We start from the raw sequence: 25,190 nt of genomic DNA on the forward strand, positions 1-25,190 counted from the left end.
TTATGAATATCGTTAACATATTAGAAGAAATTGAAAAAGTGGATGCAGAAGTGTATGAACGCTTAAATCCGCGCCGGGCCGCTATGAAACAATTTTTCAACTTCGGTTCAAAGGTTGCTGTTGCGGCTGTACCATTGGCTTTGGGGTCGATGTTTAAAAAAGCTTATGGACAAACAAGTACAGCTGTGGCTGTAGAAGAAGTCCTTAATTTCGCGCTGACACTGGAATATCTTGAATACTATTTTTATCAGAAAGGTGCGGACACAGCAGGGCTAATTCCTGCAGGAAGCCCGGCTGTTGGTGCTATAAATACCATCCGTGACCATGAACAGGCGCATGTAAATCTATTAAAAACTGCGATAACCGGTTTGGGTAAAACCCCTGTGGCATTTACCGCAGGACAGTTCGACTATACTGCTAAAGGTACATTTCCAACCGTATTCTCAAATTATCCAACTTTTCTGGCTGTTGCCCAGGCATTTGAAGATACGGGGGTGAGGGCCTACAAGGGTCAAGCAGGGAATCTGATTGGTACTCCCGGCGTTTTGCAAACTGCGTTGCAGATTCACTCAGTGGAAGCCAGACATGCATCTCATATCCGTCAAATGCGTAAAGCTCCGGCAGGAGGTGGCGTAAGTGCATTAAAACCATGGATTACAGGTGCGAATGATAGCGGTGTGCCTCAGGTAGATCCTGTTTACAAAGGAGAAGATAATCTGATACAAGGTGGGGTTAATATTACTTCGCTGGGATTTAGTACAAATGCATCAACTGAAGCTTTTGATGAGCCATTGACTATGGCTGAAGTGAAAGCAATAGCAGGTCTTTTTATCCGTTAAATAATATTGGTTTCAGGTTTAGGGAGAGGGTGGTTGCTTTTTGCGGCCACCCTCTGTTTTTATTAGTAATTGATTACCTGTTCTTCCAGATGTTCAGGAAGATCCCTGTAATTATATTTTTGGCCGCGGAGTTGCGGCTCGAAGCCCGCCTCTCTGATTGCTTCCTGAATTCCCTTTGCTGTGAAACGGTGTGGAGCACCTGCTGCGGAAACAACATTCTCCTCAATCATAATGGACCCAAAATCATTTGCCCCGGCATGCAGACATAACTGGGCAACGTTTTTACCCACGGTCAACCAGGATGCCTGAATGTTTTTGATATTAGGCAGCATAATTCTGCTTAGCGCGAGCATACGGATGTATTCATCACCTGAGACGTCATTCGTAATTCCACGAAGACGTTTTAATAAAGTGCCATCATCCTGGAAAGGCCATGGTATAAAAGCAAGGAAACCGTTGGCATCTGCAGGTTTCTCCTGTTGAACTTCCCTGATCCAGACCAGGTGCTCAAACCTTTCTTCAATAGTTTCCACATGACCGAACATCATAGTTGCGGAAGTGGTGATGTCCAGCTGATGGGCAGCACGCATTACATCCAGCCATTCCTTGCCGCCACATTTACCTTTTGAGATTAATCTTCTTACCCTATCATTCAGGATTTCGGCACCGGCGCCAGGTAAAGAATCCATTCCGGCTTCTTTAAGCGCTCTTAATACTTCAGTATGACTTATTTTTCCAAGTTTCGCAATATGTGCAATTTCCGGTGGGCCTAAAGCATGCAGTTTAAGATCTGGATAAAGTTCCTTCAGTTTCCTGAAAAGATCTGCGTAAAAATCCAGGCCAAGGTCGGGATGATGTCCGCCTTGCAGCAGTAACTGGTCTCCACCAAGACGGAAGGTCTCTTCGATTTTGACTTTATAAGTTTCTATATCGGTAATATAACTATCTTCATGACCAGGTCTTCTGAAAAAGTTACAGAACTTACAATTGGCAATACAGACATTAGTAGTATTCACATTCCTGTCAATCTGCCAGGTAACTTTCCCGCTGGGAACCTGTTTTTTTCTCAGTTCATTGGCAACGAATGCCAGCTCGGCTGTAGCAGCATTGTGGTAAAGATAAACACCTTCTTCCTGGCTTAAAAAGTCAAATTTAAGGGCTCTCTCCAATAATTCGGCAGTATTCATAGCACAAAGATACCATAAGTTACGCTGTTTTTATTTCATCATATTCTCACATTTACGTTTAAATTCATATTTCCTATATTTGGCGCAACTAAAGAATTTTATGGTAGATTTTAACCGTTTTACACTAGCCAATGGTTTACGTGTGCTGGTACATGAAGATGATACAACGCCAATGGCGGTACTAAATATCCTGTATGACGTAGGTGCTCGGGATGAGGAAGAAGGCAAAACCGGATTCGCACATCTCTTTGAACACCTGATGTTTGGAGGATCAGTAAATATTCCCGTATATGATGAACCGCTGCAAAGGGTGGGCGGTGAAAACAATGCTTTTACGAGCAATGATATCACTAATTATTATATCACTTTGCCGGCAACGAATATAGAAACAGCTTTTTGGCTGGAAAGTGACAGAATGCTGAGCCTCGCCTTTTCTGAAAAGAGCCTGGAGACTCAGCGTAATGTAGTTTGTGAAGAATTTAAGCAACGCTATCTGAACCAACCCTATGGCGATGTCTGGCTAAAACTCCGGCCGCTTGCCTATACAACCCATCCGTATCGCTGGGCAACAATAGGACAGGATCTGGCTCAGATTGAAAATGCGAAGATGGAAGACGTAAAAGCTTTCTTTCATAAGCATTATAATCCCTTGAATGCGATTCTTGTTGTAGGTGGAAATGTTAAAACGGCAGATATCAAGGAAATGGCAGAGAAATGGTTTGGACCAATTCCTTCCGGAACTGCTTATGAACGCAGATTGCCTGCAGAACCTCAGCAGACCGAAGCAAGAAGCCAGACAGTCCATGCTGAAGTTCCGTTGAATGGATTATATATGGCATTTAAAATGCCTGCAAGACGAGATCCGGAATACCAGGTTTTTGACTTGCTTTCAGATGTGCTCTCTCAGGGACATTCGGCCCGGCTTTATCAGCGTCTGTTAAAAGACCAGCAGTTATTCAGTGATATCCATGCTTATATTACTAGTAGCCTTGATGAAGGATTGTTTGTCATAGAAGGTAAGTTAAGTGAGGGAGTTAGTATGGAAGATGCTGAAAAAGCAGTATGGAAAGAACTTCAGGAGATTGCCAGCCAGCCGGTTACGGTAGATGAACTGACTAAAGTGAAAAATAAATCTGAATCAATTATGGTATTCGCCGAGATGAGTTTACTGGATAAAGCGATGAATCTGGCTTATTACGAATTGCTTGGTGATGCTAACGGTCTGAACACCGAAATTGATAAATACCTGGCGGTAGAAGCAGCCGCTATACAAAATGCCGCTGCCCGGACTTTTATTCCGGCTCAATGCTCAATTTTATACTATTTAACTGCAAAAGATGCTTAACAGAACGCTGATACCTGAATCGAGACAGGTAAACGAAATTAATTTTATTGCGCCTGCGCAGCAGCAACTGGACAACGGAATCAAAGTGTTTACGCTTAATGCCGGTAAACAAGAACTGGTACGTATTGAGTTTGTCCTGGAAAACGTAAACTGGGATCCATCTAAACCTCTACAGTCAAATGCAGTAAACCACTTGATTAATAATGGCACAAATACACTTACTGCCGCACAAATAGCTGATCAGGTAGATTATTATGGCGCTTTCCTGCAGACAGAATATGGAGCCGATCAGTCAACAATAAAGGTTTACACTCTAACCAAGCACCTGAAATCTGTTTTGCCGATTCTGTGGTCAATTTTAAATGACAGCATTTTCCCACAACAGGAGCTGGATATCTTTAAACTAAATCAGCAGCAATCTTTAAAAGTCAGTCTTCAGAAAAATGATTTTCTGGCCAGAAAGAACTTTGCTGCGGTATTATTTGGGAATACAACTTACGGTTCTGGAATCTCACTGGAAGACTATCAAGCTATTCAGAGAGAAGACCTGCTGGGCTATTTCCGCGCGGGATATCAGCCTGCAAACTGTACCGTTTTTGTGGCTGGTAAATTTGAGCAGCCTGAGTTTGACCTGTTGAATGCAGTCTTTGGTCAGGAGTGGAGCAATAACGAAAAGGCTGTTGTGAATCATTTTGAATTCCCGGATCATCAGAAGGGAGACCTTTTTATAGAGCGTCCGGAAGCTATTCAGTCTGCAATAAGAATGGGTACGCTAACCGTTAACAGAACACATCCGGATTTCGCCGGGTTTCAGGTACTGAACTGCCTGCTGGGCGGATATTTCGGTTCCAGGCTAATGGCGAACATCCGTGAAGATAAGGGGTATACTTATGGCATTGGATCTGCCGTAGTATCAATGAAGCACTCTGGTTATTTCTTTATAGCTACTGAAGTAGGGGCTGATGTTTGCGGTAAGGCGATGGAAGAAATAGAAAAAGAGATCGGCCTTTTGCAAAATGAGCTCATTCCTGCCGGAGAGCTGGATCTGGTTCGTAACTATATGCTGGGATCCATGCTGGGCAGTCTTGAAAATGCGTTCTCGCATGCTGACAAGTTTAAAAATATCTACTTCTCCGGGTTAGATTATTCTTACTATGATGATTATATCAAGACTGTAAAGAATATCAGCTCCCTGGAATTACAGGAGCTGGCTAAACGTTACCTGAATACAGATAACTTTATTAAGGTTATTGTAGGTAAGAAATAAAAAAAGAGCTGTATTGGTTTTTAGATTTTAACCAATACAGCTTTTTGTTTATCCGCCTGATAGATCTGCTTGTAGAAATCTACAAGGGCATTATATTGAGATGCAGGATAGATGTTGTTCCTGATCAGTAATTTTCGTGTATAGATCAATTCATTACCCTTTTGAACGATTTTAGCGGAATAGGTTCCAAAAGGGCTTTTCAACTCAATATCTTTAGGAATAAATTCTGCTGCAAAGCCGCCCGGCAGTTTGAAATGTATTTCATCAGTATCTTCATAGCCGTAAGGGAGGGAAAAAGAAGTCTTACGGTCAACTATTTTTTGAGGAACAGCTTCTTTTTTGTTTAACAGGTTCAAGGCGAGGAATATTTTGCCACCACCGGTTGTTGTCAGTTGGCTGCTTTTTAAGCTTATACTCTCATTGATCACAGGTAAATTTTTGTCAGCTTGCTGATAGTTGAAATTACTGATTTCAAGATTAGGTATACTGAGTTCCTGAATAATTTGTCTACGCCGGTTTAAAGGCTCCTCGAGCATTTTATGCAGGTTGGCTTCATATTGTGCATAAGAATACGATGTATTGATCTTTATATCTGCAGCTCCGGATTCACTTAATACAACCTCCGTTATTCTGCGTTGCGTGTTGTTTTCAGGTTTAAAAACAGGCGTACCTACCAGTTCGCCACCACCGGATTTTACCAATAGTACCTGGCGGCCCGCATTCGCATAGCCGATATATCCGGCTGGATTATAATTGCTGGTACATTCGAGCCAGGTTGTGTCCTGTTTACCCGGCACGCAAAGAATCATGTGGTTGGCCTGTGTAAAGCTTGAGAATTTGCTATCCAATGAAGGACGGCCCGAACCCAGTATGACAAGATTTGAAGATATACCTGCTACTTCAAGCATAGATTTCATATAATTGGACAGTGCTTTACAATCACCGTAATTAACGGCCGCGACTTTCTCGGCAGCAATCGGTTTGAAACCACCTATTCCAAGCTGGATACCTACATACCTGGTATTGGATTGCAGGTATTGGTAAAGAAGCGCAATTTTTTCCTGATCATTTCTGGCACCGGCTATCAATGAACGGATCTTTATTTTAGTTTTTTCAGGTAGTAATTGTCCGTTCTGGTTTAGCTGATCAATCCATGAGCCCATATTTTCCCAGGTTTTAATGGTGCCTTTAGAACGGTCAAAATCAAATTGATCCGGAGAAAGTTTTACCCAGGGAGTAATTGTTGCTATTCCGGTACTATAGGGTTCATAAATGACGGCCGGAATCTGGGAACTGCTCCAGCTATAACTGTTCTTCTGATCTTTCTGCAAAGAATCTGTTTTAAGTCCGTTACTTGTTTTGTAACGAAAAGTTAACCGCTGCGGGATTTGAAATGTATAACTGGATTTTTCTATTGCTTGTCCAAAGTTACTTACAGGCTGCCATCCCGGAAATGTCAGGTAGCCATCAAAAGTTCTTTCGAAGCTGTAAGCAATGGTATAAGGGTAGGTTGAATGGAGGAATGTGAGTTGCTTTTTACGGTATTGATCAAACAAAGTTCCCTCGCTGGTTAAACTCTGATCTTTAAAATCAGCAGCTTTATAGGCTTTAACCAATATCCCTTTAGCATCATAAAGTGATGCTTTAAGATTGCTCAATACGGTAAATGGATCGTAATATTCAGATATCGACGCTGCGTAGTCTCCCTGGGCGTTTAAAATTGTTATCACGACGCTATAGGTTTGAACGAGTGATCTGTCATTTTTAACCACTACGTTTTGTTCTTCATTGCGGACTACCACAGCGGCATTTTTTAATAGATCTGCGGGAATATTACTACTATCATAGTTTTGCTGGGCGTGTATCGTACCGGCAAATAATAGCCAGCAGATTAAACTTAATTTATAGGTGCTAATCATTTCCTGAATACGATTTGTTCTGCCTGTTTACGAAGTACGTTTTTAAATAACTCTCTCAGATCGTAATATTCTTCAGCACTGAATACAGTTTTAGTAATGTTAAGTTTACTGTTTACCATAATCTTATTTCCCTCACTAATAAAGATCATAGTAAACATACCTGCGTTATCGGGTAATTTAAATGCTTCATTTTTAGGTAATGTTTCCAGCTTATATTCTTCCGGAAACTCCAGCACAAGTTTGTAGTATAATTCCCAGGGATACGCGAAATCCACGGGGAACTTACGGTCTTCCAGAAGAAATGGGTTTTCCTCAAAACTATGCTGAAGAACTGGTTTGAAATACACCAGATTTCCAGCTTCATCCATCGTGTCTTCCAATGTAATTTTCATTCGTTCATCCACCGGAAGATCCGGATTCTCAAGATTGGAGATCTGATAATCTGAAATTTCGATACCGGGTTTTTTGGCTTTTAAATTTTTTATATAATCACTTTCAGAGGCTGTTCGCTGGTATTCTTGTCGTCTTTCCAGTGCGTCGTACCCCGTATTCAGAAGGAATAAATCGCCACTTAATAAATGATTTTTATCGAGTTTAAGGCTGTAAAAAATGGTGCTTTTACTTACACTGGGTGGCTCAATCTCTATCCAGCTTCCATCAGTTGCATTTAGATCTATTTTTAGTCCCATATGATTGAGATACTGGTAGCCGATAATGTCCGTAGAATTGTTTTTATCCGTGGCATCGAGTAAAATATCCCTGTCATTTAAGCGAACTGAGACAATTACGCCATTGAACGATGTCGTCATCGGAGTACCCGGATGTTTTCCATTTTTACGTGTACTAACAAGTACTGGAGAAGCATCGAATCCTGCTGTGTTTAAAAAGCTGAGCAGAATAAGGTTTATTTCAGCAGAATTACCCGATTTCTTCTCCATTACACTTTTTGGACTACTATCTACAGTGTAGTTATTATATTTTCCATCCCACTTCAATTTGTTTTTAACCTGATTAAATATTTTTAACATTTTTAATTCTGGTTCCAAAGTGTTTTCAGGTATTTCAATTGCATCTTTTGGATAGTTTTTACGGTTAAGGTAGCCGCCAAATTTATCATGGTCCATTAGTTCTTTAATTATCTTCGGCCAGGTAGTCGTGTATTCTTTATAACCTGATCCAGGGAACTGGGTTGAAGAGAGCTCAAATCTAATTTGAGTAATATAATCATTAAGTGTAGTGATGTAATTTTCAAATTTAATTGCCGGAATGTTCTTAGCGTAATATTTGACTTTCCTCATATTCGCATCAAAATTTCCGGATTTTGATTTCAATGTTGCAGGTGCATAGTAGTTCCGGATAGTTATTTTCGCGATGTCAGTTTCAATCGGAACATATCCTGTCCGTAGAACTTTATAAGAATAAAATTCGGGTAGTGATATCGTGAAAGACGAATACAAACAAGGATAACTGCCTTGAAAAGACCAGCCGTCCAGTGTGAAAAGAAATTCGGAGGAGGTTTTGTATCTAAATTCTATAATGGAACCTTCTTTTACATTAGGCAGCGTGAATTTGTTAATCGTGTAATTTTTATCGTAGACCTGAGTAAATTTCGCATCTTTATTCAGTGTACTGGTTTCGATTTTTCCGTTGACCAGATTATAAGTATTTGCCGTCAGAGTTTCCAACTTCTCCTGCATCCCATTATTCCGGTAAAGTGTAATATCCTGATCTGCGAGATCATAGCCACTTTTGTTTATAATTCTGTATCTGGCGTGACGTTCAAATACGTATACGAAATCACCTGTTGCGGAACTGATTTCGAAACTTCCGGTACCAACATCGAATAATTTAACGGCAGCAGCTGCAGAATCCGGGCCGTCAGCAGTCGTTGTGAATTCTTTTAGCGCAACAGTTCCGTATTTAGAGAGCATGGCCTCAGGTTTGGTTTGAGCATTTGTAGTGTGGATTATTGCCAGTATAAATAGCAATAGGTGTATTTTTTTAAGCATGCGTAAAATTTAGATAGGACAATATTAATTCTTATTCGTTAAATAAAATTAATATTTAAACTTTTTTATTTCTTTTTAAGTCTTTAATGAGGATTAGCTAATTCATCGCTAATTAATTGCTGTTTTGTCAGCATCTTCTCATATTAGAAATGATTCATAAAAACACTTTCAGGTCTGCGGTAATTTATGTAGTTTTGCCCGGCAAATAATAACTCCTAAATTATTTGCTATGCAACTCGATCCCCAAAAATTTATTGCTGAAGGACTAACATACGATGACGTATTATTGGTTCCAGCCTATTCAGAAGTGCTTCCGCGTGATGTAAATACCGAAAGTTTCCTGACCAAAAATATCAAAATAAATGTACCCGTAGTTTCTGCTGCAATGGATACAGTAACGGAAGCAAAACTTGCTATCGCTATTGCCCAGGCTGGAGGAATTGGTATGCTTCATAAGAATATGAGCATTGAGCGTCAGGCAGAAGAAGTCCGTAAAGTTAAGCGTTCCGAAAGTGGAATGATACAGGACCCGATCACTCTGCATGCAGACGCCGTCGTGGCAGATGCTTCTAAATTGATGAATGAATATAAAATCGGTGGTATTCCAATTATTGATAACGATCATAAATTAGTTGGTATCATTACTAACCGTGACCTGCGTTTCCAGAAAGATATGCAGCGTAAGATCGGTGAGGTCATGACAAAAGATAATCTGATTACTGCGCCGGAAGGAACGACACTATTGCAGGCCGAAGAAATTCTTCAGCACCACAAGATTGAAAAGTTACCTGTATTGAGTAAAGAGGGGCTGTTGTCAGGATTAATTACTTTTAAAGATATTCAGAAATATAAAAATTACCCTAAGGCCTGTAAAGATGCCAGAGGCCGCCTTCGTGTAGGTGCTGCTGTTGGCGTTGCTGCAGATAATATTGACAGGGTGGCTGCATTGGTTAAAGCTGGTGTGGACGTTGTTACTGTAGATACTGCACATGGGCACTCTAAAGGGGTAATAGACATGGTGAAGGCCATTAAAGCCAGATTCCCTGATCTTGATGTGATTGCTGGAAATATTGCAACTGCAGATGCAGCAAGAGCATTGGCAGCAGCTGGTGCCGATGCTGTAAAAGTAGGTATCGGACCAGGTTCAATCTGTACAACCAGAATCATAGCCGGTGTGGGAGTACCTCAGCTATATGCAGTTTACGAATGTGCCAAAGCTCTGGAAGGTACCGGAATTCCGGTTATTGCAGACGGTGGTATCAAACAAACAGGAGATATCGTCAAAGCATTGGCAGCAGGGGCAAGTTCAATCATGGCAGGTTCATTGTTCGCTGGTGTTGAGGAGTCGCCAGGAGAAACCATTATCTATGAAGGACGTAAATTTAAGTCTTACCGTGGTATGGGATCAGTAGAGGCTATGCAGCATGGTTCTAAAGACCGTTATTTCCAGGATGAAGAAGATGTAGTCACGAAATTAGTTCCTGAAGGTATTGTAGGTCGTGTACCTTATAAAGGGACCCTGGCAGAAGTTATTTATCAGTACGTGGGCGGTCTGCGTGCAGGAATGCATTACTGTGGTGCTGCAACCATCCCAGAACTTCAACAGGCCAAGTTTGTGAGAATCACTGCAGCTGGTATGCGTGAAAGCCATCCACACGATATCTCTATCACAAAAGAAGCACCTAACTATTCTCGTTAAACGCGTTTAGATTTTGAATATAAAGATCATTCTGGTAGATCCAATTCTACTGGAATGATCTTTTTTTTTACTTTTTTATTTTTAAAAATTAATATTTTTATTCTGATATATGACAATGAAATCGATTTGTGTTTACTGTGGGGCATATTTTAATGATGATCCTGTTTTACTTGCGGCTGTTCAAAATCTGGCTGAAGCTATGACTTCCAGAAATATTAAGCTTGTTTATGGCGGAGGAAGTGTGGGTGTAATGGGCTTAATTGCCGGAGAGGTTTTAAAACGAGATGGTTATGTAACCGGAGTAATCCCACAGTTCCTACTGGATCTGGAAGTCGGTAACATGGAGGTGAATGAACTCATTGTAACAGCGAATATGCATGAGAGAAAGCAGAAAATGGCCGATCTTGCAGATGGATTTGTGATTCTCCCGGGCGGTTATGGCACGCTGGAAGAATTTTTTGAGGTTTTAACCTGGTTACAGCTAGGGCTGCATCAGAAGGCAATTGGAATTTTAAATGTAGGCGGGTATTATGATCATCTGCTGGCTCAGCTTGATACGATGGTCGCACAGGGAATGCTCAAACAGACAAATCGGGATCTTGTTCAGGCAAGTGACGATCCAGAGCTCTTGATAGAACTGATGCACGCATTTAGAGCTGAGAAAGATGAAAACTGGTTTAAAGACAGGAATCTGAGCTAATCTTGCGCTTTGGTCGCAGGCAGGTTAGAATTTGCAATTTGGAAGCTTTTGATTTTCTGTTGATTTTGTTCGGTGTTGGTATACCCTTGCGATACCCTTGATATACCGTTGGGATACCCTTGGTATACCCCTTTGGGTAAAGGAAGGGTATCCCAAGGGTATATCAACGGTATATCAACCTGGAAGAATAACGCTATAGATTCGGGCGGAAATAAATTTCAAACCTTAAGATGTCTATAGCAAGCCAATTAAGATATATGGTGTAAAACATACAATAAGGGCTTTTTTGCAGTTTAAAATTCCTCTGGTTTTTTTTAAAATCTGCAGGAAAAATTTATCTTGCCAGAATGGATATCGAATTCAATACGAACGAGGATAAAAATAAACAATTGCTAACCTTCTTACACGCCCGTCTGCAAAAAATTGCCGAGGGTGGCGGGGCGAAAAATGCAGCGAAGCAAAAAGAAAAAGGGAAAATGCTTGCCAGAGAACGCGTTTCTTATCTGATAGATAAGGATTCTGAATTCCTGGAAATCGGAGCATTTGCTGCCGATGGTATGTATAAAGAACAGGGTGGTTGTCCTGCTGCAGGTGTGGTGTGCGGAATAGGATATGTATCCGGCAGGCAGTGCATGATTATAGCTAACGATGCAACTGTTAAAGCTGGTGCATGGTTTCCAATGACGGCTAAAAAGAATCTTCGCGCGCAGGAAATTGCGATGGAGAATCGTTTACCGGTAATTTACCTGGTAGATAGTGCAGGAGTATACCTGCCCATGCAGGATGAAATTTTTCCCGATAAAGAACATTTTGGCCGAATGTTTAGAAATAATGCAATGATGTCTGCAGAGGGCATTGTGCAGATCTCTGCAATTATGGGATCCTGTGTCGCGGGCGGGGCTTATCTGCCGATTATGAGCGACGAAGCCATGATTGTAGATAAAACAGGTTCAGTTTTTCTGGCTGGATCTTATCTGGTTAAATCTGCAATAGGAGAAGATATTGATAATGAAACCCTGGGCGGGGCAACCACGCATTGCGAGATTTCAGGTGTTACAGATTATAAACACCCCGATGATCAGCACTGTCTGGATAGTATCCGCCAGCTGATGAGTATGCTGGGCGCGCCGGAGCAGGCTGGATTTAGCCGGATTGAATCTGCAGAACCCAAAGCAGACCCTAAAGAGATTTACGGCATACTCCCTGAAAACAGGGAGAAACAATATGACATGCATGAACTGATCTATCGACTGGTAGATGATTCGGCCCTGGAAGAATATAAGAAAGACTACGGTAAAAGTATTATCTGTGGTTTGGCCAGAATTGACGGCTGGGCAGTTGGCATAGTTGCTAATCAGCGGAAGGTAGTGAAGTCTAAAAAAGGTGAAATGCAGTTTGGTGGAGTGATTTATTCGGATAGTGCAGACAAAGCTGCCCGGTTTATCATGAACTGTAATCAGAAGAAAATACCGCTGGTGTTTTTGCAGGACGTAACTGGCTTTATGGTTGGCAGCCGTTCTGAGCAGGGAGGTATTATAAAAGATGGCGCAAAAATGGTCAATGCTGTGGCAAATTCAGTCGTACCTAAATTTACCATCGTCATTGGTAATTCTTATGGGGCCGGAAATTATGCGATGTGTGGAAAAGCGTATGATCCGAGGTTAATTTATGCTTGGCCTACAGCCAGAATTGCAGTAATGGGAGGTTCTCAGGCTGCAAAAACATTGTTACAAATTCAGGCTGCCTCGCTGAAAGCCCGGGGCGAGACTATTACACCGGAAAAAGAGGCTGAAATGCTTAAAGAAATATCAGACAGGTATGATAATCAGACTACTCCGGAATACGCGGCTGCAAGATTATGGGTAGATGGTATTATTGACCCGCTGGAAACAAGGAAGGTAATTTCGATGGGAATTGAAGCTGCTAATCAGGCTCCTGTAAAAAGAGCGTTTAATGTCGGGATTATCCAGACATAGTTGCTAAATTTGATTTAATCAATGCTGCTATCCATGAAAAAGGTCTGGTGTTTTCTAGTTTTGCTATCTGTCTATTCAGTTACCTATGCACAGGTTAAAAATGTCTGGCTCAATGCAAAGGACGAAGTGATTGCCGACTCCGCTCAGGCTGTTACCTATGCCGTTTATGGTAAGCTATCTGGAGACAGTGTGTACACGTTTAAAAAATTCGATTTCGATGGGATTCTGCTTGCGTCGGGCTCCTTCCGCCAGGATAGTCTGGTCGAGCCACACGGGCAGTTTATTTATTATAACTGGATCACGCCAGATAATAATTATACCAATGATAGCTTTGAGATTAACGGGCGGGAACGTTTTATTGAACTGGTTGGCAATTACCGCAATGGGTTGAGGCAGGGGCGCTGGATAAGTTATTACACGGATAAAAAAATTAAACAGGTGATCACATTCGATCGGGGTATACTGCATGGTGCATATCAGTATTTTGCACCCAACGGCAAGCTCATTGCACAGGGTTTGTATGCATCAGGTAAAAAAAATGGAACCTGGATACTGAACGGAGGCAAACAGGAAGACGAATATGAAAACGATAAGCTCATTTCCAGTCTAAAAGGCCGTAAACTACAGCAAAAACAAGCTGAAAGACAACGAATTCAACAGTAGCGGCGGGTTTGCTCATCCCATTTTAAAGCCGTAAATTTGCATTTCAAAAATCCGGTTCCGGTCTCACCGGTGCAGGATATCTTATAAAATATAATCATGAATAATTCCCTAGAAACAGAACACGTACAATGCCTGATTATAGGTTCAGGACCTGCCGGATACACTGCAGCAATTTATGCAGCAAGAGCAGACCTGAAACCAGTTCTATATACCGGTATGGAAGCCGGAGGTCAATTGACCCAAACTACAGATGTTGATAATTTCCCTGGTTATCCGAATGGGGTAATGGGACCTGAAATGATGGAAGATTTCCGGAAGCAGGCAGAGCGTTTCGGAACTGATATTCGGTTTGGTTATGTAAGCTCAGTTGATTTTTCTTCTACACCACACCGTGTGGTAGTCGACGAGATTAAAACGATCACAGCCGATACAGTAATTATTTCTACAGGTGCAACCGCAAAATGGCTTGGCCTGCCTTCTGAACAAAAATATAATGGCTTTGGCGTTTCTGCCTGTGCAGTATGCGACGGATTTTTCTTTAAGGGCCAGGATATTGCAATCGTGGGTGCAGGAGACACCGCTGCTGAAGAAGCAACCTATCTTGCCAAGCTTTGTAAAAAAGTTTATATGCTGGTCAGAAGAGATGAGTTCAGGGCTTCCAAAGCAATGGTACACCGCGTATTAAATACGCCTAATATCGAAGTTATTTACAACTCGGAAGCTACGGAAGTACTTGGAAACGGTAAAAATGTAACCGGAATTAAGGTTTTAAATAATCAAACCGGTGCGGAACAGGAATTGGCTGTAGAAGGCTTTTTCGTAGCTATCGGGCATCAGCCTAACACTGCGATCTTTAAGGATTGGCTGGATATGGATGGAACTGGTTATCTGAAAACTATTCCTGGTTCTACTAAAACTAATGTTGAAGGTGTATTCGCTTGTGGAGACGTTCAGGATCATTATTACCGTCAGGCTGTTACAGCAGCTGGTTCTGGTTGTATGGCTGCACTGGATGCAGAACGTTATCTGGCAGCTAAAGAAGCTGTTTAAAATTATATAAATACAGTTCTACAGGCATATCTAATTTTGGATATGCCTTTTTTTTTGTGGTTATTTCCCGCTGTAGATTTATGCGGATCAAATTTGGCCTGACCACTCATTATGACTAATTTTAATTTCTAACGGACCTTATTAAGCTCGTTCCGGTAATAAAAAAAAATAAACTCAATGAAAATAAAAAGTATTCTGACTGGCTCTATGCTAGTATGTACGGTTTGGAGCGTCAATGCGCAGACAGACAAAAATCTGGGAATAATTCCTGCACCTGTTGCTGTTTCTGTACAGACAGGTTCTTTTATTCTTGATAAAACTGTCGTTCTAGTTCAGGGAGATGCTGCAAATGCAGCTACAGCGGATATACTTAATGCATATATCGCCGCCAAAGGTGGCTTTGCCCTGCGTCCTGTAGCTGCTGTACCGAAGGGTAGTAAAGCTATTATTTTAAGCTCCAAAGGGGCAGCAGAATTACCTGAAGAAGGTTATAAAATTGTTGTGGGGAAAGGGCAGATTGAGATAACTGGTAAAGGTGCCGGACTTTTTTATGGCGTGCAGACACTGATGCAGATGATACCAGAAAAAACGGGGCAGGAGCTGATTATTCCTGCTGCCAGAATTGAAGACTATCCAAGATTTAAATATCGGGGAATGATGCTGGATGTAGCAAGGCATGCTTTTCCAGTTTCTTTTATTAAAAAATATATAGATCTGCTGGCTCAGTATAAAATGAATACTTTTCACTGGCATCTGACAGATGACCAGGGCTGGAGAATTGAGATTAAGAAATATCCTAAACTTACCGGCATAGGTTCCTCAAGAAACGGAACGATAGTCGGTCATCATCCCGGGGTGGCAAATGATGGCATCGTTTACAAACATTTTTATACGCAGGACGAGATAAAGGATGTTGTCGCTTATGCGGCACGTAAGTTTATTAATGTAATTCCTGAGATTGAACTTCCCGGACATAGCTCGGCTGCAATCGCTGCCTATCCACAGCTAAGTGCGTTTCCGGACCGAGATACTTTTATTGATGCTAATACTCCTTGGGCAGGTTCCAGAAAAGGTAAGCAGGTGCAGCAGACCTGGGGCGTTTTTGATGACGTATATGTGCCCACTGACGCTACTTTTAAATTCCTGGAGGATGTGCTGGACGAGGTTATTACATTATTTCCTTCCCGTTATATTCATATCGGGGGAGATGAGAGTCCAAAAACCTATTGGAAGGAGTCTGCGTTTTGCCAACAGTTGATTAAAGAAAAAGGGTTGAAAGATGAACATGAGCTGCAGAGTTATTTTATTCAGCGTATCGAAAAACATGTGAATAGCAAAGGCCGTTCGATTATAGGATGGGATGAAATTCTGGAGGGCGGGCTGGCACCTAATGCTACAGTGATGTCCTGGAGAGGATTACAGGGTGGAATAGCAGCAGCGAAACAGCACCACGATGTGATTATGACTCCTTCAAGCGATGGTTTGTATTTTGATCACGCGCAGTCAGCTTCTGCAGACGAGCCAACTAATATAGGTGGTTTAAATCCTTATACACGTGTATACGCTTATAATCCCATACCTGCAGAACTTACCGCCGATGAACAGAAATATATTTTGGGCGTTCAGGCGAATTTATGGACAGAATATGTGAAGACTCCGGAGAAGGTTGAATATATGATTTTGCCTAAGCTTTTTGCGCTTTCAGAGACAGCATGGACTCAGCAGGACAAGAAAGATTTGCAAAATTTTGCTGAAGAAAGGCTGCCTTATCATTTAGCTCGCCTGGATCTGACAGGTACTAATTTTTGGGTACCTACGCCGATTGGACAACCGCTTCAGGCGGTGGAGGGTGAAGTAATTGATATGCCATTGAAAGTACCTGTTAAAGGGGCTAAAATTTATTTTACACTTGATGGAACACGTCCAAATGCATTAGCGGCTCCTTATATAACAGGTTTAAAGGTTAAAGTCCCGGCGGGAAAATCGCTTGTTTTTAAAACAATTGTAATTACACCGCAAGGAAAAAGTTCTGTTGTTACAGAGACCAAGTTGACAAATCAGGTAAAATAACATAAATTGCTTCGCTAAACCCGATCAGCATGAAACCTACTAAATATATTTTACAGCAGTCTGTGTTTATAGCAGGACTCTTATTTTTATTGGCCTGTCGTCACGAATCACCTGCAACCCAGGAAAAGTCAGCTCATACAAATGCTACAGAAAAAGCTGCGAAGGCGGGGCAATTCTCTTTTTATAAAGATATAGAAGTTAAGCCAGGAATGCATTTCGAAATTATAAGCTGGGGAAAAGGAGTGGACAGTGTTGGTGGTTACCAAATATTAATGTCCGATTCGACAAAAAATAATTTTCGTTCTCTGGCTGTGGAAAGGGAGGGAGTTATTACAGATGTTTGGAATATGGATCTTGATAATGATGGCAATCCGGAACTCTATATCGAATTATTGAGCAAACAAAATGTAAAGGATCTGCAGGTGTATGAATATCAGAACAATAGTTTCAATAAAATAAACTTTCCGCCATTGAGTGCAAGAGCTAAAAAGAACTATACAGGTGGTGACAAGTTTTTTATTAAGAATGGAGATCTCTTTAGAACCTATCCTTATATCGCAGATTCTTCCGATACAACAGCTGTTAAAGGAGCACTTAAAACACTGGTTTATCAGCTGCGTGGTAATTCATTTTCAGTAGATGAGATTAAAGTAGACTAGTCTGCTTTAATCTCATGATTTGTTAGCTTTTAGATTAAAGAACAATCCTGGTTAATCTATTTGTGCGCTGATTCTTTCGAATTTTTCTATTAGCAGCTCCAGTCGTTCTTTTTCTCTTTTGAGGAATGCTTTTCTTAAATAGGTTGCGCAGAAAACCATCCAGCAGAAAGAGAATACTATAATTGCAAGCTGCGTCCAGGGCTCCATACGTTCAAATGTTTCCATGAAATATAGGATCATTCCTGCAGAGATTGCCATTGGATAAAACCAATAAAGTCTGGTATAGAGCTGATAACGGCTGAACTGATATTCTTTCAGTCTTTCAATAAAAGATGACGGATTAATCGTGAAATCCTGTTTTGAAAGGATTGCATGCTCTCTGTAAAGTAGTAATGTATATATGGCTACTGTTAGCAAAATGATTCCGACACCAAGCATGGCCGTCCATGATTTGAAGTCATAAGTTAATAATAAGGTCGCAATTGCTGCAAGCGAAATGAGCATTCCCGCTATATTCAGCAAAGACTTCCGCCGGATAGCATTAACCTCCAGTTTTGCCTGTTTAAGCATTTCTTCCGCAGAGATACCGGGCTCTGGGGAATGTGATTGCCAAAGGGATTTTATATGATCAAATTCGTGCATGATGATTGTATAATTCTGTAAGTTTTTGTTTAATCCTGTGAATTTTTACCCTGAGGTTTCCTTCACTGATTCCTGATATCTCCGCAATTTCTGCGTAAGGAAGTTCATCCAGTACCATCGTTATGATTAGCCTGTCGTGTTCTTCCAGTTTTGCAATGGACTGGTATAAGAGCGCTACCTGTTCATTTTTTTCTGTGTATTCTTCAATACGGTTTTCGATAATGTGATCTGTCAGCTCATCTTTGGCCTGTCGTTTTTCTGAGCGTAACCAGGTTAGGCAGGTATTAACCGCAATGCGGTATATCCAGGTAGAAATCAACGACTTCTCCCGGAACTTATCCAGGTTTTGCCAGACTTTCAGGAAGGTTTCCTGCAGCAGATCATTCGCCGCGTCAGCGTCACCTGTATATCCATAACACAGGTGAAAAATTTTCTTCGAATTCTTGTCGAAAATCTGCTTAAATAAGAGGTCTTTCTGGTCCAATCTTCTTTAATTTTTGGGTTTTGACTTCATTGTCGAAATATTGTTACAGCTGTGCTATTTATTTTACGCTTCCTAAATAAGTTAATTGTTGTAGTTTTACTCCGCGAAAACACAAAAAGAAACAATATAATGTCAAAAAACAACCGGTTAACTTTTTTTATATTTTTAGCACTGATTCTTGGTGTGATTTTAGGCTACATACTCAACATTAATTCTTTTGATGAATACAATAGTAGAATAGCTACCGCCGATGTGAAGCTTAATGACATAGATTTGAAGTTAAGCCAGCTAAAAGACTCTTCTGCGGTAAATTATAAAAGCCTGATAGCAGAAAAAAGCAGCGTCGTGAATATCATTCATGAAACTGAAATTCTTCGGGAAAAGAAACTGGAACCGCTAACGCTGCTTAGTGATATTTTCCTCCGCCTGATTAAAATGATTGTTGCTCCGCTGGTATTTGCGACCCTGGTAGTAGGTGTTGCAAAAGTCGGCGATATTAAAGCTGTTGGCCGTATTGGTGGTAAAACCATGTTATGGTTCCTCTCCGCATCGCTCATGTCGCTTGTACTTGGCCTGATCATGGTGAACATATTCAAACCTGGAGAAGCAATGAACCTGCCTTTACCTGCAAGCAATGTAGATACTGGTATTCAAAAGGTGGCTTTGTCAATGAAGGACTTTATTTCTCATATCGTGCCTAAAAGTATGGCAGAAGCTATGGCCACAAATGAAATCCTTCAGATCGTAGTATTCTCCCTTTTCTTTGGGGTAGCAACTGCTGCAATTGGCGAGAAAGGAAAAATTATCATTGAATTTTTTGATGCGGTTGCACATGTTATCTTAAAAGTAACGGGTTATGTAATGAACTTTGCACCTTTTGCAGTATTTGGGGCAATGGGCGCGATTGTAGCTAAGCAGGGTTTAAGTGTCTTGTCTACATATGCTTTATTTATAGGTGAGTTCTACGGAAGTATGTTATTGCTTTGGTTCTTACTGGTTATGATAGGGTACCTGATTCTCAAGGGGAGGGTGTTTAATCTGATGAGCAGAATGAAAGAGCCTATCCTTGTGGCTTTCAGTACTGCGAGCAGCGAGGCCGCCTACCCGAAAACGATGTTGCAACTGGAGCGTTTTGGCTGTAAGGATAAAATTGTAAGTTTCGTATTACCGCTCGGGTATTCCTTTAACCTGGATGGTTCTATGCTTTATATGACCTTTGCCTCCTTGTTCATTGCGCAGTCATACGGTATTGATTTATCAGCTCAGCAGCAAATAACTATGTTATTGATTCTAATGCTAACCAGTAAAGGAATTGCGGGTGTGCCAAGAGCTTCATTAGTGGTAATTGCAGGTACGATCGCAACTTTCAATATTCCTGAAGCCGGACTGGCCTTATTGATCGGTATTGATCCGCTGCTGGACATGGGAAGGTCTGCAACCAATGTAATCGGTAATAGTATCGCAACAGCAGTAGTGAGTAAGTGGGAAGGTGAGCTTACAGGTCCATTAGATTAGGATTTTTCTTCGGGATACTATTGTATATTTGCAGCCATTATGAGTACTAAAGCAAAAAAAATATTTTTACTGTTAACGATTGTCATTCCTTTCCTGGCTTATTGCGTTATTTACTACACCCCGATTATACGCAATGCGCCGTTCAGATCGGACGAATTTGTGTCTTTCCAATTTAAATGGGGCCCGGGTAATGTAATGGAAAATAGCTACGACTCTGCTACGGGGAAATACGAGTATCTGAATGCCAGTGATTCACTGATGCGTACGAATGTTAAGCTCCGTCAGAATGATATTATTTATCTGCATAACAAAGCAAATGAACTGGGCTTCTGGAATTTTCCTGACGTTATAGCTAATGCTGGTACAAATCTGAAGACTTCCAAGGTACTGCGCTACGAAATGCAGTTTAACTATAAAAGGAAAAGTAAAAAGGTGATTCTGGTAGCAGATTATCAGGATATTCCTAAACTTCGGGATGTATCAAACCAAATGAAAACTTTGCTTGTTCAGACGATTAGTGATGCGGAACAGCGTTACGGAAAACAACAAAGCAGTGTTACAGAAAACAACAAATAGATTTCTGTTAAACAAATTGATTAGAATTATGCAATCACTATGATTTTAGAAATATAAATTATATATTTGCACCTCAATAAAAAAATAAACAATTTAAAATACTAATTATTTAACAATGTACGCAATAGTAAATATAGCAGGACAGCAATTCAAAGTTGCAAAAGACCAGCACCTTTTTGTACACCGTTTGCAAGGAGATGAAGGCGCTAGTATTGAATTTGACAATGTATTGTTGGTTGAAGACGGAGGCAAAATCTCTGTTGGTGCCCCTTCACTAGCAGGTGCAGTCGTTTCAGCTAAAATCGTGTCTCATTTAAAAGGCGATAAAGTGATCGTTTTCAAAAAGAAACGTAGAAAAGGTTACAAAAAGAAAAATGGCCACCGCCAGTATTTCACCAAAATCCAGATTTCTGGTATCAGTTTATAATTAGTTGTTAAACAAAAATTGCAGTTTTATAGCTGTTAATTGATAAAATATAAAACAAAATGGCACATAAAAAAGGAGCCGGTAGTTCCAGGAACGGACGTGAGTCGCATAGTAAACGCTTAGGTATCAAAGTTTTTGGTGGTCAACAAGCTATTGCCGGAAATATCTTAGTTCGTCAACGCGGAACTAAACACCACCCTGATAAAGGAGTTGGTATTGGTAAGGATCATACTTTATTTGCTTTGGTAGATGGAACTGTGATCTTCAAAAAGAAACAAGATAACAAATCTTATGTTTCTATTTTACCTGCGGAAGTTGTTACAGAAGTTGTAGAAAAAGCTGCTCCGGTAGCTGAAGCAGCTGCAAAAAAAGCACCAGTTAAGAAAGCAGCTAAACCTGCTGCTGAGACTGATGCAACTGCAGAATAATAGCTTATATATAATAATATTAAAAAAGCCATCCGATCCGGGTGGCTTTTTTTTGTTTATACTTAATCTGTTATTCCAAGCTTAATCCGGATTTGTAATAGCTGTTTCTCCAATCTTTTAAGGTTAAATGAGAAATCATGCAGCGTAGCCTGAAGGTCTTTAATTATAGCAGCTTCAGCAGTCTGAACTGAGATTGATGAAGTACCATGCAGCAACCAGGTATAGCTCTTCTGATAGTGTAATGAGATTGCTTGTAAAGTATTGTAGCTAGGATATTGATTGCCCAGTTCAATTTGTGAATAGTTGCTTCTGGATAGGTTCAGAATTGCCGCGACTTCCGATTGTGCATATGCTTTCTCTAGTCTCAGTGACTTAATTCGGTTACCTAATAATTTCTTTGACAGTATTTCTTGCATTAGTACGTAAATTTTTGTTGGTTTGTGGAATTCTCCCTAGTTGGGGAAAATGCAATTATCAAACCATTTTTGTCTTTAATGGTCTGCTTGTTTTTGGGATCGTAATATTTAATCTTTAAAATTTCTATCAATTAATAAGTGATTAAGGTATGGCACGCTTGTATTTATGTCACCACAATGGATTTCTGCTATGAAGCTTGAGCAATACTGTGCACCTTACGAAAAAAATTCTTTTTTTATTTTTGATAATAAATTACAGCTGCTTTCTTTTCACATAGAAAAGCAGGATCACGTCATTCATTTTCTTGAAAAATATCCCAAGACTGGGGAAAATGTTGTGGAAATTCTTGCTCATAAGTTTTTGGAAAGATTCAGATCGCTTGCGGCCGCCTGCCTGGGCGGAAGCGGACTAAGCCTGGAGTATCATTTTAAAACCCCAGGTAACGATGACGGAATTCTTCAGGTGATATTTACACCATTGCTGCTTGAGTCCGGGAAACATTATTTTTCTTGTATGATTAGCGGCAATATCGGATATCCGGATCAGGTGAGATTATTAGATCAGTATGCCCATATGGCGTCTCATGACCTGCGTGCGCCTATCACCAACATCTTGAGTTTGTCTAATCTGATGCATTTGCCTGAAATGGAACAGTATGACCGTTCGGCTATAATGGGAATTTTAGACGATATTAATTATCAGGCCGAGAAGCTGGATCATATTATCGGCGTATTGAATAAGATGAAATACCGGGAACCGGAACTGGTTGCATATAAGAATGATACAGAGCGGAGAGACCTGAATCATATTATGCTGCTGGATGATGACATGCTAACGAATAAACTGCATGATATGATTATCTCCAGGTACTACAAGCACAAAAAGATTGTACAGTTTGATTGCGCAAAGGCAGCTCTGCAGTATCTCAGAGAGCATACACCAGAGTTAATCCTGCTGGATCTGAATATGCCGGAAATTGACGGTTGGTCTTTTCTAAATATTCTTCAGGAGCACGGCATTGGTATCGATGTCGTAATTGTTTCCTCTACAATCAATCCTTCGGAGCGCGTTAAGGCACTTTCTTATCCACAGGTTAAAGACTTTCTGACAAAGCCTTTAACCTACGATAAAATTAAACATCTGCTAACTGAGTAAGTTTAGTGTTCGCGATTCATCAACAATTTTGCCAGCGCTGTTAATTCTGCTTTTCTTGCTGTATCAACGTTAACACGCGCTAAAGCTTCAAAAGCAATATCCAGGCTTTTCTGCATTTCTGAAGCAGCGATATTTCTGATATCGTATTGATTATACAAGTCGGTAATTGACCGGATTTTAGATGGATAGTCTGATTGCACACTCAATTCTTCCAGAGCGGTCAGATCTGCTGCTACTGCGATCTCTTTCAACTTAAGCAACATAAAGGTCTGTTTATTACTGATAATATCACCACCAACCTGCTTTCCAAATTTTAGCGGGTCTCCGTAGACATCGAGAATGTCATCCTGTAGCTGAAACGCAATTCCAAAGTTCTCTCCAAACTTGTACAGTAAATCGGCATCTTCAGCATCTGCACCTGCTACAATAGCCCCTAATTTCATTGCGCCACCAACTAGCACAGCAGTTTTAAGGCGTATCATATTTAGATATTCAGGAATGGTGACATCTTTCCGTTGTTCGAACTCCATATCGAGTTGCTGTCCTTCGCAAACGCCCTGTGCGGTTAGGTTAAAACACGCTAATGCATCTTTTAAGACTTCTATAGGGAGCTTTGTCAGATGTTTATTGGCCTCCACCATCATGACATCTCCACTGAGGATAGCATTATTTACGCCCCATTTAATATGCACAGTATCCTGGCCACGTCTCAATGGCGCATTATCCATAATGTCATCATGAATAAGGGTAAAGTTATGAAAGGTCTCTATAGCGAGCGCAGCTTCAATAGCTTCTTTCAAAAGATCTGTATTGAACAATTCTGTGGAGAGAATCAACAAAGCGGGACGTATTCTTTTTCCGCCCAGTTTCATGATATAACTGATAGGCTCATATAAACGTGACGGATGGGCCGGATATTCGACTTTGCTGACAGCGTTTTCTATTAATTGTTGTAGTTCAGAAATAGTATGCATTTTTGTGTATTGCTTATCTGTGTATTGCTTTTTATCTGGGTATTCTTTCTAATTCTTTAATGGCTTCCTGCTCCTTTACTGTGCGGATAATTCCTGGATTTTTTTGCCAGAACTCCGGGTCTGTATGCATTGAACGGATAAGGGACTGATCATTAATGTCTGGTCTCACGTCTTCGAGTGCCGCGGCAGGAAATGTATTAGGTAATGTCGTTAGGAATAACGTGTTGTAAAGTTCTGTATCCTGAGTGCCAAAACCCATTACCTTTAATCTGTTGATCAGGCTGAAGGTTGCATATTCCAGTACGTTATCTCCCTGGTCATTCAAATGGAATTGTGCCGAAAACCTGGTTTCCTTGTTCTTAATTGACATAGGGCCGGAACTGGTAAATTTCATGTCCCTGATTATGCCGTCTATCATCACAATATCGTTAGTTACCGTATTGATATAATAATCTCCTTCGAAGCGGACGTCCTTAACACCGGTACGGGGAATACAATTGATTCTGGCTATCTCCTGACCATCTTTTTCTGTGGTTCCGGTTAGCTTAAATGTATAGAGTGAATCGGCACTTTTACGCAGTGGTTTAAGCAGCAGGTTATTGGGGAGGTATCCGGAGAAGATCAGGGTGCTGAAGCTGAAATTAGTATAGTTAATTCCTTTGCCGGCAGCAAGCCGCCTGCTTTCTGTTGGGTTCCATTTTAAAAGCCCATAAGCTGTCCAGCTCGCGTCAAACCAGATCTCCTGCAGATAGGCAGGCTTTCCCGCCTGATAAGCAGTCTGCCGTAGAAAAGCTTTTCCGGGAAAAGTCTTTTTGTAGTTTTCCATTGCTTTTTTTGCAGCCTCCTGTATAATAGCAAGCGCTGGGTTGCCAACTTTTGCTTCCGGAAGTTCAAAGGTTTTGGGGATAAGCTGGATGTTTACAGCTGATGATTGTTTTTCTATCGTCAGCGTTCTGGTCTGATAACCCAGATGAGATACCTGCAGTGTGATGGGCAGGTTAGACAAGCTCAGTTCAAATTCACCTGTTTCATTACTTAATGTTTGCAAAGAAGCTGCGGCAGTAACCGTCGAAAAGGCAATTGGCTTTCCTGTTTCGGCATCCGTTACATGTCCGCCGATTATTTGCTGGGCGCAGACTTCGGATGCACAGCAAATAATCAGAAAACAAAGGAATTTGGGTAAAGTCAT

Annotated in this window: 23 protein-coding genes; 15 read left to right on the plus strand and 8 right to left on the minus strand. The window is 40.9% G+C overall.

What is annotated here, in order from left to right:
- Window positions 1–2: 2 nt before the first annotated feature.
- Window positions 3–839, plus strand: coding sequence for a ferritin-like domain-containing protein (locus BLR53_RS04940; protein ID WP_037442485.1), 837 nt, complete (start codon window positions 3–5; stop codon window positions 837–839).
- 62 nt (window positions 840–901) lie between these two features.
- Here the strand turns inward: BLR53_RS04940 and mqnC are convergent, their stop codons facing one another.
- Window positions 902–2,026: a cyclic dehypoxanthinyl futalosine synthase gene (gene mqnC / locus BLR53_RS04945; RefSeq protein ID WP_037442484.1), complete on the minus strand. Its 1,125-nt coding sequence runs from the start codon at window positions 2,024–2,026 to the stop codon at window positions 902–904.
- A gap of 100 nt (window positions 2,027–2,126) precedes the next feature.
- Here mqnC and BLR53_RS04950 point away from each other — a divergent pair, with 100 nt between their 5' ends.
- On the plus strand, window positions 2,127–3,371 hold the full coding sequence (locus tag BLR53_RS04950; RefSeq protein ID WP_037442483.1) for a M16 family metallopeptidase: 1,245 nt from the start codon (window positions 2,127–2,129) through the stop codon (window positions 3,369–3,371).
- Window positions 3,364–4,638: a M16 family metallopeptidase gene (locus BLR53_RS04955; protein ID WP_037442482.1), complete on the plus strand. Its 1,275-nt coding sequence runs from the start codon at window positions 3,364–3,366 to the stop codon at window positions 4,636–4,638. The genes BLR53_RS04950 and BLR53_RS04955 overlap by 8 nt, the downstream gene beginning before the upstream one ends.
- Window positions 4,639–4,658: 20 nt before the next feature.
- On the opposite strand, the gene BLR53_RS04960 is transcribed toward BLR53_RS04955, so the two are convergent.
- Both BLR53_RS04960 and BLR53_RS04965 read right to left on the minus strand, forming a co-directional pair.
- Window positions 4,659–6,557: a DUF3857 domain-containing protein gene (locus tag BLR53_RS04960; RefSeq protein WP_074587718.1), complete on the minus strand. Its 1,899-nt coding sequence runs from the start codon at window positions 6,555–6,557 to the stop codon at window positions 4,659–4,661.
- Window positions 6,554–8,566 carry a DUF3858 domain-containing protein gene (locus BLR53_RS04965; RefSeq protein WP_074587721.1) on the minus strand — a complete coding sequence of 671 codons (2,013 nt, stop codon included), beginning with the start codon at window positions 8,564–8,566 and terminating at the stop codon, window positions 6,554–6,556. The genes BLR53_RS04960 and BLR53_RS04965 overlap by 4 nt, the downstream gene beginning before the upstream one ends.
- A gap of 229 nt (window positions 8,567–8,795) precedes the next feature.
- On the opposite strand from BLR53_RS04965, the gene guaB reads away from it, so the two are divergent.
- The 7 genes from guaB to BLR53_RS05000 all read left to right on the plus strand — a co-directional run bounded on the left by guaB (window position 8,796) and on the right by BLR53_RS05000 (window position 17,383).
- Window positions 8,796–10,265, plus strand: a complete 1,470-nt coding sequence (gene guaB / locus BLR53_RS04970) for an IMP dehydrogenase (RefSeq protein WP_037442481.1) — start codon at window positions 8,796–8,798, stop codon at window positions 10,263–10,265.
- 115 nt (window positions 10,266–10,380) lie between these two features.
- Window positions 10,381–10,965 (plus strand): LOG family protein, encoded by a 585-nt coding sequence (locus tag BLR53_RS04975; RefSeq protein WP_037442480.1) that lies wholly within the window; start codon window positions 10,381–10,383, stop codon window positions 10,963–10,965.
- A 347-nt stretch (window positions 10,966–11,312) separates the two neighbouring features.
- Window positions 11,313–12,941 carry an acyl-CoA carboxylase subunit beta gene (locus tag BLR53_RS04980; RefSeq protein WP_037438869.1) on the plus strand — a complete coding sequence of 543 codons (1,629 nt, stop codon included), beginning with the start codon at window positions 11,313–11,315 and terminating at the stop codon, window positions 12,939–12,941.
- Window positions 12,942–12,974: 33 nt separating this feature from the next.
- Window positions 12,975–13,604 carry a toxin-antitoxin system YwqK family antitoxin gene (locus tag BLR53_RS04985; protein ID WP_037438866.1) on the plus strand — a complete coding sequence of 210 codons (630 nt, stop codon included), beginning with the start codon at window positions 12,975–12,977 and terminating at the stop codon, window positions 13,602–13,604.
- 96 nt (window positions 13,605–13,700) lie between these two features.
- Window positions 13,701–14,654: a thioredoxin-disulfide reductase gene (trxB, locus tag BLR53_RS04990; protein ID WP_074587724.1), complete on the plus strand. Its 954-nt coding sequence runs from the start codon at window positions 13,701–13,703 to the stop codon at window positions 14,652–14,654.
- 177 nt (window positions 14,655–14,831) lie between these two features.
- The gene (locus tag BLR53_RS04995) at window positions 14,832–16,724 is read left to right on the plus strand and encodes a beta-N-acetylhexosaminidase (protein ID WP_074587727.1); all 1,893 of its coding nucleotides are present in this window, start codon (window positions 14,832–14,834) and stop codon (window positions 16,722–16,724) included.
- A 29-nt stretch (window positions 16,725–16,753) separates the two neighbouring features.
- Window positions 16,754–17,383, plus strand: coding sequence for a hypothetical protein (locus tag BLR53_RS05000; RefSeq protein ID WP_074587729.1), 630 nt, complete (start codon window positions 16,754–16,756; stop codon window positions 17,381–17,383).
- A 51-nt stretch (window positions 17,384–17,434) separates the two neighbouring features.
- On the opposite strand, the gene BLR53_RS05005 is transcribed toward BLR53_RS05000, so the two are convergent.
- Window positions 17,435–18,025, minus strand: coding sequence for a hypothetical protein (locus tag BLR53_RS05005; protein WP_037438858.1), 591 nt, complete (start codon window positions 18,023–18,025; stop codon window positions 17,435–17,437).
- Window positions 18,012–18,509: an RNA polymerase sigma factor gene (locus BLR53_RS05010; RefSeq protein WP_037438856.1), complete on the minus strand. Its 498-nt coding sequence runs from the start codon at window positions 18,507–18,509 to the stop codon at window positions 18,012–18,014. Before BLR53_RS05010 ends, BLR53_RS05005 begins: the two co-directional genes overlap by 14 nt.
- A gap of 129 nt (window positions 18,510–18,638) precedes the next feature.
- Between BLR53_RS05010 and BLR53_RS05015 the strand changes: the two genes are divergently transcribed.
- The 4 genes from BLR53_RS05015 to rpmA all read left to right on the plus strand — a co-directional run bounded on the left by BLR53_RS05015 (window position 18,639) and on the right by rpmA (window position 21,455).
- A complete protein-coding gene (locus BLR53_RS05015; protein ID WP_037438855.1) occupies window positions 18,639–20,024 on the plus strand; it encodes a dicarboxylate/amino acid:cation symporter in 1,386 nt (461 codons plus the stop codon).
- Between the two features lie 39 nt (window positions 20,025–20,063).
- Window positions 20,064–20,600 carry a hypothetical protein gene (locus tag BLR53_RS05020; protein ID WP_083332007.1) on the plus strand — a complete coding sequence of 179 codons (537 nt, stop codon included), beginning with the start codon at window positions 20,064–20,066 and terminating at the stop codon, window positions 20,598–20,600.
- Between the two features lie 115 nt (window positions 20,601–20,715).
- Window positions 20,716–21,027 (plus strand): 50S ribosomal protein L21, encoded by a 312-nt coding sequence (gene rplU, locus BLR53_RS05025; RefSeq protein ID WP_037438851.1) that lies wholly within the window; start codon window positions 20,716–20,718, stop codon window positions 21,025–21,027.
- Between the two features lie 59 nt (window positions 21,028–21,086).
- Entirely contained in the window at window positions 21,087–21,455 is a 369-nt protein-coding gene (gene rpmA / locus BLR53_RS05030) for a 50S ribosomal protein L27 (RefSeq protein ID WP_074587732.1), read from the plus strand.
- Between the two features lie 62 nt (window positions 21,456–21,517).
- Here rpmA and BLR53_RS05035 read toward each other — a convergent pair whose 3' ends face one another.
- Complete coding sequence (locus BLR53_RS05035; RefSeq protein WP_037438849.1) at window positions 21,518–21,871, minus strand: helix-turn-helix domain-containing protein; 354 nt, start codon at window positions 21,869–21,871, stop codon at window positions 21,518–21,520.
- Window positions 21,872–22,232: 361 nt separating this feature from the next.
- Between BLR53_RS05035 and BLR53_RS05040 the strand changes: the two genes are divergently transcribed.
- The gene (locus BLR53_RS05040) at window positions 22,233–23,027 is read left to right on the plus strand and encodes an ATP-binding response regulator (protein ID WP_157282787.1); all 795 of its coding nucleotides are present in this window, start codon (window positions 22,233–22,235) and stop codon (window positions 23,025–23,027) included.
- A gap of 2 nt (window positions 23,028–23,029) precedes the next feature.
- On the opposite strand, the gene BLR53_RS05045 is transcribed toward BLR53_RS05040, so the two are convergent.
- On the minus strand, window positions 23,030–24,001 hold the full coding sequence (locus BLR53_RS05045) for a polyprenyl synthetase family protein (RefSeq protein ID WP_074587735.1): 972 nt from the start codon (window positions 23,999–24,001) through the stop codon (window positions 23,030–23,032).
- A 31-nt stretch (window positions 24,002–24,032) separates the two neighbouring features.
- A complete protein-coding gene (locus BLR53_RS05050) occupies window positions 24,033–25,190 on the minus strand; it encodes a carboxypeptidase-like regulatory domain-containing protein (protein ID WP_074587737.1) in 1,158 nt (385 codons plus the stop codon).

This window comes from Pedobacter antarcticus, assembly GCF_900103515.1.
GTDB classification, from domain to species: Bacteria; Bacteroidota; Bacteroidia; order Sphingobacteriales; family Sphingobacteriaceae; genus Pedobacter; species Pedobacter antarcticus.

Bases quoted from the DNA above. Each gene is read 5' to 3' on its own strand.
- BLR53_RS05045 (WP_074587735.1), bottom strand. From the start codon at position 24,001: ATGCATACTATTTCTGAACTACAACAATTAATAGAAAACGCTGTCAGC.
- BLR53_RS05015 (WP_037438855.1), top strand. From the start codon at position 18,639: ATGTCAAAAAACAACCGGTTAACTTTTTTTATATTTTTAGCACTGATT.
- BLR53_RS04950 (WP_037442483.1), top strand. From the start codon at position 2,127: ATGGTAGATTTTAACCGTTTTACACTAGCCAATGGTTTACGTGTGCTG.
- BLR53_RS05035 (WP_037438849.1), bottom strand. From the start codon at position 21,871: ATGCAAGAAATACTGTCAAAGAAATTATTAGGTAACCGAATTAAGTCA.
- guaB (WP_037442481.1), top strand. From the start codon at position 8,796: ATGCAACTCGATCCCCAAAAATTTATTGCTGAAGGACTAACATACGAT.
- BLR53_RS04960 (WP_074587718.1), bottom strand. From the start codon at position 6,557: ATGATTAGCACCTATAAATTAAGTTTAATCTGCTGGCTATTATTTGCC.
- BLR53_RS04940 (WP_037442485.1), top strand. From the start codon at position 3: ATGAATATCGTTAACATATTAGAAGAAATTGAAAAAGTGGATGCAGAA.
- BLR53_RS04965 (WP_074587721.1), bottom strand. From the start codon at position 8,566: ATGCTTAAAAAAATACACCTATTGCTATTTATACTGGCAATAATCCAC.
- BLR53_RS05020 (WP_083332007.1), top strand. From the start codon at position 20,064: ATGAGTACTAAAGCAAAAAAAATATTTTTACTGTTAACGATTGTCATT.
- rplU (WP_037438851.1), top strand. From the start codon at position 20,716: ATGTACGCAATAGTAAATATAGCAGGACAGCAATTCAAAGTTGCAAAA.
- mqnC (WP_037442484.1), bottom strand. From the start codon at position 2,026: ATGAATACTGCCGAATTATTGGAGAGAGCCCTTAAATTTGACTTTTTA.
- BLR53_RS05005 (WP_037438858.1), bottom strand. From the start codon at position 18,025: ATGCACGAATTTGATCATATAAAATCCCTTTGGCAATCACATTCCCCA.
- BLR53_RS04995 (WP_074587727.1), top strand. From the start codon at position 14,832: ATGAAAATAAAAAGTATTCTGACTGGCTCTATGCTAGTATGTACGGTT.
- BLR53_RS04975 (WP_037442480.1), top strand. From the start codon at position 10,381: ATGAAATCGATTTGTGTTTACTGTGGGGCATATTTTAATGATGATCCT.
- BLR53_RS04955 (WP_037442482.1), top strand. From the start codon at position 3,364: ATGCTTAACAGAACGCTGATACCTGAATCGAGACAGGTAAACGAAATT.
- rpmA (WP_074587732.1), top strand. From the start codon at position 21,087: ATGGCACATAAAAAAGGAGCCGGTAGTTCCAGGAACGGACGTGAGTCG.
- BLR53_RS05000 (WP_074587729.1), top strand. From the start codon at position 16,754: ATGAAACCTACTAAATATATTTTACAGCAGTCTGTGTTTATAGCAGGA.
- BLR53_RS05050 (WP_074587737.1), bottom strand. From the start codon at position 25,190: ATGACTTTACCCAAATTCCTTTGTTTTCTGATTATTTGCTGTGCATCC.
- BLR53_RS04980 (WP_037438869.1), top strand. From the start codon at position 11,313: ATGGATATCGAATTCAATACGAACGAGGATAAAAATAAACAATTGCTA.
- trxB (WP_074587724.1), top strand. From the start codon at position 13,701: ATGAATAATTCCCTAGAAACAGAACACGTACAATGCCTGATTATAGGT.
- BLR53_RS04985 (WP_037438866.1), top strand. From the start codon at position 12,975: ATGAAAAAGGTCTGGTGTTTTCTAGTTTTGCTATCTGTCTATTCAGTT.